This is a genomic window from Staphylococcus sp. GDY8P47P (assembly GCF_016892225.1).
GTDB lineage: Bacteria > Bacillota > Bacilli > Staphylococcales > Staphylococcaceae > Staphylococcus > Staphylococcus borealis.
In genome coordinates this window covers 295,829-308,387 of the sequence record NZ_JAFENV010000011.1, presented here as the reverse complement: position 1 = coordinate 308,387, position 12,559 = coordinate 295,829, and the positions used below count along the sequence as shown (strand labels likewise).

The following is a 12,559-nucleotide window of genomic DNA, read 5'->3' as shown; positions in this document are numbered from 1 at the left end:
GTGATTTTTTGTGTTGGGGCCCCGCCCACCCCCGCAAGGATGACTAGAACTGAGAAAAGCTTGATTTAAGCGCCTTTTCAGTTCAGTCAGCTACTGCGACTTTGCTAAATAGCATTATTATATTATTTTTGTCCCAGACTGTTTTTATACAATAAATAAGCCAGTAAATGAATTTATAAAAAAACTCATTTACTGGCTATTTTTCTAGGAATTATGTGCCGCTCTCATCTTCATAAGAACTATATTTATAAGCACTCATTTATATTGATTACAGAATTAGAGATAAGATAAATGTCCAAATACAGATGAAGATTAATAATCCAACACTGTAACGTAATGTCATTTTAAGTAATTCTGATTCTTTACCTACTTCTTTAACAGCAGCAGTCGCGATTGCTATTGATTGAGGTGAAATTAATTTCGCTGCTACACCACCCACTGTATTTGAAGCTACGAGTAATGAACCGCTTGTACCAATTTGTTGTGCAACTGATGCTTGAATTGGTGCGAATAATGAGTTGTTATTAACCACTGATCCAGTCATAAATACACCAATCCATCCTAAGATAGGAGATAATACTGGGAAGACATTTCCAGTTTTAGCAATACCTTGACCCATTGCTGCACTTAAACCACCATATGTAGTGATTTTAGAGATAGCAAGAATGAAACAAATTGTTAATACTGGCAACCATAATTCTTTAAATGTGACACCAAATAAACGTCCTGCATCTCCGAAACTTACTTTCTTAGCCATTAATACTGTGATAATGATTGTGATTAAAATCGCTGTACCTGTTTGTCCAATGAAATTGAAACTTAACATGATTGATTTATTAGCCACTTCACTGAATGTACCTGGTAAAGTGAAGTTAAGCACTAATGCCGATAATTTACCGTTTGGTAAGAATAAGTTTTTAAAGAATGGTGCACTCCAAATCATAACTACAATTGTTAAGATAACGAATGGACTCCATGCATACATAATTTCTTTTGCATTATGGTGTTTCGCCGGCTCAGGTTCCACATCTTTTTGCACTCTGAAAATATGTTTTGGTTGGAATTTTCTTGAGAATAAAGCTAAAGCACCCATTGTTACTAATGGTGGGATGATATCAGCTAATTCAGGTCCGTTGAACACTGTTAATAATCCTTGCAATAATGTATAAGTTACTGATACAACTAAGATAGCTGGTAATGTTTCTTTAACACCTTTTAAACCATCAATGATAAAGATAAGTAAGAATGGTATAAAGAAGTTAATAATTGCTAATGTTAATGTAGATGTTTGTGATACACCCATTGCATGAACGCCACCTGGTAAGTGAAGTGTATCTACCACACCGACTGGAATTCCGATGGCACCAAAAGCACCTGAAGCAGCATTCGCTACTAAACATAACATTGCAGCTTGTAATGGTCTAAATCCTAGTTGAGCAAGTAATAACGCACAAATTGCGATTGGTACACCAAATCCAGCTGCACCTTCTAAAAACGCATTGAACGCAAAACCGATTAATAATAATTGGATACGTTGGTCTTGTGAAATACTTGTAATACTATCTTGAATCGTATTAAATTGTCCAGATTCTTGAGTGATTTTGTATAGTAATACTGCCATCATGACAATATAACCAATAGGTATAATACCTTGATAGAAACCTTCGACAACGCCACCTGTTGCAATACCAAGTGGTAATTTAAAGAACGGGATGGCAATAAGCAATGTAACAACCAAAGTTGTGATTGCAGCGTAAATACCTTTCATTTTAAATACAGTTAAGCATAATAAGAATAGAATAATAGGTACTGCTGCGATTAAGCTAGATAATACCAAATTATCAAATGGATCAAATGTTTGAACTAACATAATTTTGACTCTTCTTTCCTTTAGTTTGTATTAATGAACATTCTAGCGATTTAACAATTGAAATGTGAGCATATTTCTAACTGTTATAAGGTTAATTAGTTTGTCGACAAGTTAATCATGCTAGATTTCACAAATTTAAGTCTTGTGAACTTTTTCACAATAAAAATATACCATCTTTCCACTTAAATGACAATACTATATAGTACTTTTTATAAAATTTTTGTTAAATTTTTAACAAATTAAAAATCCTCTTTTTTCAACAAAATTTCCCAAACTTTTTAATTTATCAATGATGCCATTTTTGTAAATATGAATTTTTCTTAGTCACATGGTAAAATATATTTAAGAAATTTAAGAGTTAAAGGACAATGTATGATGATTAAACAAATAAATATTTCAAATATGCGCCATCTTGCATTACAACTAAACAAAGCGAAATCAGCTGGTTATTCACATTTCATTCCTTATTCAAATGATATTAAAATCAATCATGATATGTTGGAAGCTGTCGCTGCAACACATAATTCAATCGCAGTAGACTATACGTTAAATGACTTATATTTAAATGACTGTCGCTATTTTGGCGATGATACATTAACTTTTTTATCATGGATGAAAAATATCAATCATTATCCTAATATCATTTTCAATATTGAACGTGCTTTATTCCATTTATCTAAATATGATATCCATTCTATTATGGATTTAGCCGTCGTTACTGTTTTGAAAGATGAAATCGATATTGATAATCATGTCGTTTTTAATTTTATTCATGAATGTCCGACAAGCAATGCATTTTGGAACTCCTTAGATACATTTGATATTAAAAAAATTAATCACTTTGATTTAAATAAATTAGCTTATATTCATGGACATCCTATTCCATATTCTAAGTTTAAATATCCGGGTAAAGAAGATGAAATGCGCTTTGTAGATAGTTGGCTTATCACTACTAAATTTAAATTACCCAAATGGATTTATAGAAAGATGCAAAATCATACCTTAAAAAAGCATCGTAATCTAAGCTATGTATATGATAAAGATCCCTCAAAAGTTAAAAATCATGTTGTATTTTTAGGATTTGATTATGGTTATAGAGGTAACTCTAAATATTTATTCAATTATTTTGTGAAGAGAAACCCTACTACTGAAGCTTATTTCATCACAAATGATCGACGTGGACCATACTTTTTACCTACTGATGCAGAAAATAATAAAGAATTAATAGAAACTGCCAAAATTGTCGTTATTGAAAGTTATATGCCCGATGAATTTAAACCAAATGGCACTGTGATTCAATTATGGCATGGAACACCAATCAAAAAGCTCTTCCTAGATAGCAAAGAACCAGACCAAAATAAAAATATCTACAATTATAAGGCACGTAAATATAATAAATGGCTAAAACAAGACTACCTTTTAACAGATTCCGAGGCTGCTACAGGCTTATTTGAAACAGCATTTCCAAATCAACATACGGAACTGATTTCATATGGTTATCCAAGAATAAGTTATTTATGCCACTATCAAAATGATAAAAATCATCAGAAAAAAATTAAAGATGCCTTAAATGTGGATCGAACAAAGCCAATTTTATTATATGCACCTACGTGGCATGCGGATAAAGATGCTACAGAATTAATGACCATCTCTCCAGAATTATTGGAAGCATACCACGTTATTTTCAAAGGTCATGTTGAAGATGATATGACCCTTCCTGAAGGTGCAATTGAAGCAACAAGTCATATTGAAACTCAAGATTTAATATTAATATCGGATGTTGTAATTACCGATTATTCTTCAATTATCTTTGATGCTTTAACGATTGGCAAAAAGGTATGTCTTTACACACCAAATCATGTGGCTTATCAACAAGAACGTGGTGTATATGATGATGTTATGAATAGTTTAGCTAAAGTTTGGTATACGGATGAGGCATTATTGCACAATAATTTAATACATCATTCATTAACTGATATTTCTAACCATCCACTCGTAAACGATAATAATATGTCGTTAAAAAAATTAACGCAATTGATGCGAGATATCATTAATCATAAATAAGTATGAAAAGAGTCCGGGACAAAAATAATATAATGAAGCTATTTTGCAAATTCGCAGTAGCTGACTGAACTGAGAAGGCGCATAAATCAAGCTTTTCTCAGTTCTAGTCATCCTTGCGGGGGTGGGACGACGAATTCAAAAGAATTCTGTCCCACTCCCTTATCTAGTTTCAACATATTCTATGCTAAACCTGTCTTTCCATGATTAAATCTATATCAACGACATCACCAGTTATAAATTCATGTTGCCCAGTCACTTTGAATCCATGTTTCTTATAAAATGACAATGCTTGTTGATTGTGTTCCCACACACCTAACCAAACTTTACTTTTCCCCAGTTCTCGAGCTTTATCGAGTGCCAGTTGGATAAATGTGTGCCCTCTTCCTCCACCTTGATAGTTTTTATAGAAGTAAATCCTTTGAATTTCTAAATAGTCCTCACCCATTGTTTCTGTTTGCGCGTCACCAATATTAAGCTTCAAATATCCGGCAATGTGATTATCTACTTTATAAAAATAATGAAACGAATTAGGATTATTCAATTCATTTAATAATACAGTTTCGTTATAACTTTTCTTAAAAAATTGTTCGAAATCATCCTCAGTGTATTCACCCTCAAATGTATCGTAAAACGTAGTTTCTGCAATTTGTCTTAAATCACTAACATCTGTACCTTGAATCATCGTTATTTGTTCTGTCATCATTCAATCCCCCTCATTCATCATGAATTACGTATTTTTATTGTATAATTTATTCCCTATAATCGTCTCGCTATTCAATAAATTCGTTTAATTTGTGAACGGCGAAAATTCCTATTGATAATATTTATCAATGAGTATAAAGTAAAGATGATATTATTATATATGATGAGTGAGGTTATAAACATGTTTGTATTAGGAATTACAGGACCAACCAGTTTAGTTGTGATTAGCATCATTGCTTTGATTATATTTGGGCCTAAAAAGTTACCACAATTTGGCCGAGCAATTGGTAGTACTTTGAAAGAATTTAAGTCCGCTGCAGAAAATATAGATACAGATGAAAGTCACGATACGCCCAGTAAAGAATCTAAACAACAACGAGAACATACTAAATAGCAATACGCTTTTAGGACACTTTGATGAATTACGATCTCGTCTCGTCAAAGTGTTTATCGCCTTTATTGTTGCAACAATCATTGTATATATTTCATCACATTGGTGGATGAAACCATTTATACATTATATTAAACGCGCACACGTAACATTACATGCCTTTTCTTTTACAGAAATGATTCAAATTTACATTATGATTATCTTTTTTGTGGCGTTATGTTTAATCATACCCATTGTGTTTTACCAATTGTGGGCGTTTATTGCACCAGGACTTCATGCGTATGAACGTGGCTTTATCATTAAATACAGTTTATGGTGTGCGTTATTATTTATCATTGGCGTTGCGTTTGCGTTTTTTATAGGCTTTCCATTGATTATTAATTTCTCTTTGACATTATCTGCCATTTTAAGCATTGAACCAGTCATTGGATTTAAGGCTTACTTACATGAATTAATACGATGGCTACTCATTTTTGGCATTTTATTTCAACTTCCTACGTTATTTATGGGACTTGCTAAATTTGATTTAATAGATGTTAAAACGCTTAAGCACTATCGTAAGTATATTTATTTTGGTTGCTTTGTAATAGCGAGTATTATCGCACCACCAGACATCACTTTAAATTTACTCTTAACACTACCACTAATCATCCTGTTTGAGTTTAGTATGCTTATTGCCAGACTATCACATCGCGCCTAAACACAAATAAACCTCAAGCCCTTGATACATACAAGACTTGAGGTTTTTATTTGATTATTAATATGTCTTAATGATGCTCAGAATTATTTTGTTTGTGCTGACGATTTTTGAAAATGAAAAACACAATCAATATAATGTAGATTAATTGCGCTACAATTGACTCAACATTAGGATAAAATCCTATAAAACCAATTGTAGGTAAGCCTTCAATGCCATGTTGTGGTAATGTTCCTAACAATTGAAGTTTCTGAATACTTACACCAAGCATTTTGAATGCCATTACAAAAATTAAAATCGAAAGCACTCTAAAGATGTAATAAATAGGTATAAGTTTGACTATGAATCTAAATAGTAATGCAAAGACGATCAATATAACAATCGCTAATGCAATACCAATCACGAAATCCATCGTCGTAATGCTACCTATCATACCCATATAGAAAATGATAACTTCTACACCTTCACGCAGAACAGAAATCAAGCCAATTGTACCTAACAATACTAGGTTGCCATTACTTATCGCATTTTGGTACATATTTTGAATCATGTCATTCCAACGTTTAGCACTTGAACGTCTATGCATCCAAATACCAACCACATACATTAAAATAACTGCGATAATGCCAAGTGTAGCTTCCATGCCTTCACGTAATAAGCCATTATTTCCAAGCGTTTGAATGAAGACTACGGCTAAGGTAATACTTAGAATTAATCCCAATATTGCGCCACCAATAACACTAGCCGTACCTTTATTGTCCTTAACATTGCGTGTCATTGTCGTTAATGTCATAATGACTAACAATACTTCTAACCCTTCACGTAAGAAGATGATCATGACATCTACAAATGTATAGCCTTCTTGACCTACAGTGTCTTTAATATCTTTATTAATATCTTGTAAGCCTTCTTTAACGCGATCTTTATTGCTTTGATCTAAAATACTTTGGTAATAAGGTATTTTATCTTCAATTGTCGTATATAATGTGCCATTTTTAGTTTGAATTTTACCCTCTACATACGGCCAAATTTGAACAAATTTAGATAATGCTGCATCAGTTTGATCTAAGTGATTATCTTCTATCCCTTTAATCGCTTTGTCTAACTCATCATTAAGTTGTGTTACTTTATATTTTCCATTATCTGCGCTAGATTGTTTTTGATCCACTGTATCAATACTTGTTTTGAATGTTGTCCAAGCATTGTCTACTTTTTTAGTATCTAATGGTTCTTTTTGAATGGCAACACGTAACTGCATTAAGTTAACTTCAATTTGACCGTATTTACCTTCGTCATAATTTCTGATGGCAGTTTCATGCGTTGTCCAAATTTGATTCAAACTATTATTAATTGATTGTAATTCGGCATCATTTTTATGTTTAATGGCCTTCTTGATTGGTTCATCTTTAGCATCAACTTGTTGCTTTAGTGTTTTAATTTCACCGCTAATATCTTTCGTAGAGACTGCTTCTTCATAAGCGATTAATGATTTTGTTAAATCAGAAAGTTTGTCAGCTTTCGCTTCAGTTGAAGACGCTTTATCTACCGCTTCTAATTTTGACTTTACGTCTTTACCCTCTTTGTTATCTTTAATATTTAAAGATTTCACTTTTTCTTTAATATCAGCGAGTGCATTTTGTTTTTCTTGATTGCTTTTAGCTTTATCTTCTATCGTTGATTTTGCATCAGTTATCGCCACATACACATCACTGATTTTACTATCATCTGCAGCACTAACTTGATGTGGTGGAACCGTTCTAATAACGGTGAAAATAAGGATTAACACAGCGATTAATTTAATTAAATAAGGTTTCACCGATGTAACCTCCCTTTTTGACACCTGGCAATACAAGGAAGGATGCAGAACCTCGATGTGTAATATATTCATTAAGCTTATCACTATGCCCTAAATTATTTTGAATATCTATAAACTGTTGTGTTGATTTTTGGAAACAAATGAACATTAAGCCTGTTTCTAACGCGCCAGTTTTCGCATTTGTTCCATCATTATAATTATAGGCACGACGTTTAATTGAAGTTTTAACTTCACGTGCTAGACGCGCGTGCGCATTAGGATCGATAACATATTGGCCACTGCTATCTTTCGCATCTAAATCAATATTGTCGAATTCTTTTTTTCCAGTTAATGGTGCACCTGATGCACGTTTACGACCAAATGTTGCTTCTTGTTCTTCTAATGACGTTCGGTCCCAAGTTTCAATATGAATTTGAATACGACGAATAATACAATATGTACCATTTTTAGCCCATCCATCATCGATAAACACATACTTTTTAAGTTCATCATTTTTGCGTGGATTCACTGTACCATCTTTAAATGCCATTAAATTCCTTGGTGTTTCTTCAAGCTTTCCAGATACAAAGCCATTCTGAGACCACTTCATTTTAACTACATCTCTAAATGGTCGAATCAAGTTGTGAATTGCATGAAAAGTAACTTGTGGATCGTTTGAACATGCTTGAATCATAATATCGCCATCACTGTACTCATCATCTAACTGATCATTTGGAAAATGTGGTAAGTCCTTAAATCCTGCTGGGATTTTAGATGACATACCGATTTTCTTTAGAAATGATTTACTAATACCAAACGTTAATGTTAATTTACTAGCCCCTAATCCTATTGATTCGCCAGTATCTGCGGGTGGTAATAATTCATTCTGACTATCTTTAGCAGCTGGCGCACCATCTGTCATGTTTACTGACATTTGCGTCCATTTTTTAAACATATCTTTAATTGCATTTTTATCTTTGGTTTTTAAATCTAGTGCGACAAAGTTACAATTTTTTTGTGTTGGCGTTGTGATACCTGCTTGTACACGACCATAAAATTCGAAAGCATCTTTGTCTTCATTCTCAGGTGTATCGAACATCGATTTAAATGAAAGGATACTACCTGCGCCACTAGCACCGATCACAACACCGGCGCCACCTATACCAAGCATTTTTAAGAATGAACGGCGGGAAACTTGGTCATTTTGTTTATCATCTACATTACTCATTCGGTAACCACAGCCATTTTACTTAGTGGTTCACCAAGTGAATTGACAGCATCTGATAATGCTTTTCTATCTTCTTTGGTTACTGCACTATAGTCTTTATAACCGTCGCCATCTTTATACTTATCTAGCAGTTGATTAACTTTATCGAAATTCTTTTGAATGTCTGAACTTAATTTTTTATCTTTTTTATCCAATTCTGGTTTGAATAATTCATAGATCTTTTGTGCACCTTCAATATTTGCTTTGAAATCATATAAATCGGTATGAGAATAAATTTCTTCTTCTCCAGTTATTTTAGAAGTTGAAACTTCATTTAATAAATCAACTGAACCTTGTAGCATTAATTTAGGTGTAATATCTAAAGTATCTGCTTTCGCATCTAATTCTTTCGCATCTTTTAATAATTGATCAGCATCTTTTTTAGTTGTTTCATCTATTTTATTGTCTTGATAAAGTGACTTTTCAATTTTATGATAGCCTGTCCATTGATCTTCTTTTTTCTCTTCTTTCATATCTGCTAAACGCGCATCAATCTTAGGATCTAAATCACCAAAAGCTTCTGCGACAGGTTCTGATCTTTCATAATACATACGCACTTTAGGATATAATGCTTTAGCTTTATCCATATCATCTGCTTTAATTGCCGCAACAAATTTTTCTGTGCCTTCTAAGAATTTATCAAGTTGGCCATCCGTATATTTTTCATATTCTTTGGTAGCCTTTTGTAAAGCAGCTTTGTTCTCACCTTTACTGCTTTGTGACTGCTTGTCTTTGCTACTGTCGTCACTGTGACCATTATTGCCACAAGCTGCTAAAAGTAACGATGATGCGAGTAAAATAGTTGGTAATTTTTTCATTATGTATTCACCTCAATATAGTTTAGGCGATTATCATTTGAAGATGATTCGTGTTGGTAACCTTACGCTATATTTAACACCAACTCACAATCATGGTTATAACGTCTTTTATATTCATATAAACACTTATAATTTTCAATTGATAATCATTATCAAATTTATTATAGATTTACCCCTTTGATGTGTCAACAACAATTCAAATACAATTTTAACTTAAAATTTTTTTATTTTTTAAAGTTATTAATCTTTACTCATTTGACTAAGAGAAAGTATAGATCAATTGAGATGCGGGTATTATATACTTATAAAGTTTAATATAAAGGAGTCACATAATATGAAAGAACAATTTAAAGCTTTTATAGTTGATAAAAATGAAGATGGAAGTGTGAAACCTAACTTTACTCAAATAACTATGGATGATTTACCAGAAGGTGACGTCTTAATCAAAGTTCATTATTCTGGAATTAATTATAAGGATGCCTTAGCTACAACAGATAATAATCACATTCTAAAATCATACCCGATGGTACCTGGTATCGATTTAGCAGGCGTTGTAGTAAAATCAGAGGATCCAACGATTGATGAAGGCGAAGAAGTGATTGTTACAAGCTATGATTTAGGTGTCGATCATTATGGTGGTTTCAGTGAATATGCACGTGTAAAATCGGATTGGGTCGTTCAATTACCTGACAATCTGTCGTTAGAAGAGGCTATGATTTATGGTACAGCAGGTTATACAGCTGGATTAGCAATAGAGAAATTAGAAAAAGCTGGTTTTATGACATTAGAAGGCGGTAAAGTCCTTGTACGTGGGGCATCTGGTGGTGTTGGTGCATTAGCTGTTCTGATGTTATCTAATTTAGGATATCACGTTGTTGCTAGTACTGGTAATAAACATGCTGTAGATAAATTAGAAACCTTGGGGGCAAATGAGATTATTGATCGTATTACACAAAACGATGATAAGCCACTTGGTTCTAGAACTTGGCAAGCTGCCATTGATCCAATCGGTGGAAATGGTACACCTTATGTCACAAAACGTATCAATAATAATGGTGGTGTCGCATTGATTGGGTTAACCGGTGGTGTGTCATTTGATGCAACTGTTTATCCATTTATTTTGAGAGGTGTCAGCCTTGTCGGAATTGATTCTGTATTTACACCTATGAAACTCCGTGAGCGTGTTTGGAGACGTTTAGCGACGGACTTAAAATCTAATCAACTACATGATATTAAGCAAACCATCACATTTTCAGAATTACCAGAAGCGATTGAAACCGTATTAAATCATGACAATTTTGGTCGTATTATCATCGATTTTAATGCATAAAAAACAAACACTAGGACAATCAAGTATGATTTGATTCGTCCTAGTGATTTTTATAGTTAAAATACGATATACATACCACCTGATTTTGGCTCTGTTGATGTAAACCCGAATTTTTTATAGAGTTGATCGGCTGGGTAATCCGCAATCAAACTAACGTAAGTCCCCTTTTCAGCGACGGAATGTAAATATGACATAATTTGCTCTAATATGATTCTGCCACAGCCTTGGCCTTGATAGTCTGGATCGACGGCTATATCTACAATTTGAAATGCCGTTCCACCATCACCAATGACTCTGCCCATGCCTATCAGTTGTTGGTCATCATAAATGGTAATGTTAAAACAACTATTAGGTAATCCTTTTTGCGCTGCAGCTATTGACTTTGGGCTCATGCCTGCCTTAACTCTTAAATGACAATACGCCTCAGCTTCTGGAGCTTCATGAGAATATCTAATCATCGTCTTCCCCCTTGGTTAATTTTATAAATATTGTTTAATAACAGCCTTATTGGATTCTTTAAATACGTCATTATGACTTGAAACATATCCTTCTTTGTATGCATCAGGGTCAATATACGTTTTAGCTAGATTCGCTGCATTTCCAGCATCACTAAAAGCACTTGCAATAAGATGCACTTTAGCATCATGGTGTACGATATCGCCACAAGCAAAGATGCCAGGAATACTCGTTGTTGTATTACCAAACCCTTTAACACGATAGTCATCATATAAATCAAGTTTAGATGTACAATCTGTTAATAGTGGATTCTCATGATCAAAGCCATGACTAATAATAACGTCGTCAAACGCTCGAGTGATTACTTCACCAGTCTCACTATTCTCAAGTGTCACTTCTTTGATACATTCACATTGATTGTCACCAATTAACGCTTTAATTTGTGTTTTAGGCATTAAAGTCACATTTAATGATTCAAGGACTTGAATCATCGCTTCGTACCCTTTAATATCTGACTTTCTATAAACTAATGTAATTGAATTGGCGATATTCGCTAAATCTCTTGCCCAGTCTAAAGCCGTGTTACCACCACCAGAAATCAATATATCTTTACCTTTAAATTTAGAAAATGATTGAACAACATAATGTAAATTCGTTAAACGGTACCGTTCTGCATCTTTAATTTGAAGTGGTTTCGGATTAATTATGCCACCACCAACTGCAAATATGACAGATTTTGATTCATAGATGTGTCCACGATCTGTTTCAACTTCAAAATGTCTTTCGGCTATTTTACGTATATCTGTAACACGTTCATTTAAATTCACTTTAGGGTTAAAATGTAATCCTTGGTCGATCAAATCTTTAATAATCTCAAAGCATGGTTTCGGAGCGACGCCACCAATATCCCAAATAATCTTTTCTGGATAGATTTGCATTTTACCACCTAATTTATCTTGCACGTCAATGATTCGCACTGACATACCTCGTAGTCCCGCATAGAAACTTGCAAATAACCCAGCAGGTCCGCCTCCAATAATTGTTACATCTTGCATCATTTATCCTCCCAAGATTGTGTCCCTTTTCAAATGATAATAATTATCATTATTTTGCCTATATTATACAATATGTGCATATATTATTGAAGAAAATCATATTTTCAAATCATC

General features: G+C 33.4%; 11 protein-coding genes. 4 read left to right on the top strand and 7 right to left on the bottom strand.

The features are described from left to right. Positions 1 to 268: 268 nt before the first annotated feature. Positions 269 to 1,870, bottom strand: coding sequence for an L-lactate permease (locus JVV30_RS04490; protein WP_070854642.1), 1,602 nt, complete (start codon positions 1,868 to 1,870; stop codon positions 269 to 271). A gap of 375 nt (positions 1,871 to 2,245) precedes the next feature. Between JVV30_RS04490 and JVV30_RS04485 the strand changes: the two genes are divergently transcribed. Then, positions 2,246 to 3,934 carry a CDP-glycerol glycerophosphotransferase family protein gene (locus JVV30_RS04485; RefSeq protein ID WP_204193552.1) on the top strand — a complete coding sequence of 563 codons (1,689 nt, stop codon included), beginning with the start codon at positions 2,246 to 2,248 and terminating at the stop codon, positions 3,932 to 3,934. Between the two features lie 184 nt (positions 3,935 to 4,118). Here the strand turns inward: JVV30_RS04485 and JVV30_RS04480 are convergent, their stop codons facing one another. After that, positions 4,119 to 4,634 carry a GNAT family N-acetyltransferase gene (locus JVV30_RS04480; protein WP_070854644.1) on the bottom strand — a complete coding sequence of 172 codons (516 nt, stop codon included), beginning with the start codon at positions 4,632 to 4,634 and terminating at the stop codon, positions 4,119 to 4,121. Positions 4,635 to 4,796: 162 nt separating this feature from the next. Here JVV30_RS04480 and JVV30_RS04475 point away from each other — a divergent pair, with 162 nt between their 5' ends. Together JVV30_RS04475 and tatC are read left to right on the top strand one after the other, a co-directional pair. Then, positions 4,797 to 5,030, top strand: a complete 234-nt coding sequence (locus tag JVV30_RS04475; RefSeq protein WP_107629235.1) for a twin-arginine translocase TatA/TatE family subunit — start codon at positions 4,797 to 4,799, stop codon at positions 5,028 to 5,030. Further along, positions 4,972 to 5,727 carry a twin-arginine translocase subunit TatC gene (gene tatC, locus JVV30_RS04470; RefSeq protein WP_070854646.1) on the top strand — a complete coding sequence of 252 codons (756 nt, stop codon included), beginning with the start codon at positions 4,972 to 4,974 and terminating at the stop codon, positions 5,725 to 5,727. Before JVV30_RS04475 ends, tatC begins: the two co-directional genes overlap by 59 nt. A gap of 67 nt (positions 5,728 to 5,794) precedes the next feature. Here the strand turns inward: tatC and JVV30_RS04465 are convergent, their stop codons facing one another. From JVV30_RS04465 to efeO, 3 genes are read right to left on the bottom strand one after another with little or no spacing between them, the layout of a single operon-like run. Further along, positions 5,795 to 7,540, bottom strand: coding sequence for an FTR1 family iron permease (locus tag JVV30_RS04465; RefSeq protein ID WP_070854647.1), 1,746 nt, complete (start codon positions 7,538 to 7,540; stop codon positions 5,795 to 5,797). Then, complete coding sequence (gene efeB, locus JVV30_RS04460; protein WP_070854648.1) at positions 7,521 to 8,747, bottom strand: iron uptake transporter deferrochelatase/peroxidase subunit; 1,227 nt, start codon at positions 8,745 to 8,747, stop codon at positions 7,521 to 7,523. Before efeB ends, JVV30_RS04465 begins: the two co-directional genes overlap by 20 nt. Beyond that, entirely contained in the window at positions 8,744 to 9,604 is an 861-nt protein-coding gene (gene efeO, locus JVV30_RS04455; protein ID WP_053028659.1) for an iron uptake system protein EfeO, read from the bottom strand. Before efeO ends, efeB begins: the two co-directional genes overlap by 4 nt. A gap of 334 nt (positions 9,605 to 9,938) precedes the next feature. On the opposite strand from efeO, the gene JVV30_RS04450 reads away from it, so the two are divergent. Beyond that, entirely contained in the window at positions 9,939 to 10,934 is a 996-nt protein-coding gene (locus JVV30_RS04450; RefSeq protein ID WP_204193549.1) for an acrylyl-CoA reductase family protein, read from the top strand. A gap of 56 nt (positions 10,935 to 10,990) precedes the next feature. Here JVV30_RS04450 and JVV30_RS04445 read toward each other — a convergent pair whose 3' ends face one another. Together JVV30_RS04445 and JVV30_RS04440 are read right to left on the bottom strand one after the other, a co-directional pair. Further along, complete coding sequence (locus JVV30_RS04445; protein WP_053028661.1) at positions 10,991 to 11,392, bottom strand: GNAT family N-acetyltransferase; 402 nt, start codon at positions 11,390 to 11,392, stop codon at positions 10,991 to 10,993. A gap of 21 nt (positions 11,393 to 11,413) precedes the next feature. Beyond that, positions 11,414 to 12,445 carry an NAD(P)/FAD-dependent oxidoreductase gene (locus tag JVV30_RS04440; protein WP_053028662.1) on the bottom strand — a complete coding sequence of 344 codons (1,032 nt, stop codon included), beginning with the start codon at positions 12,443 to 12,445 and terminating at the stop codon, positions 11,414 to 11,416. Positions 12,446 to 12,559: the final 114 nt, after the last annotated feature.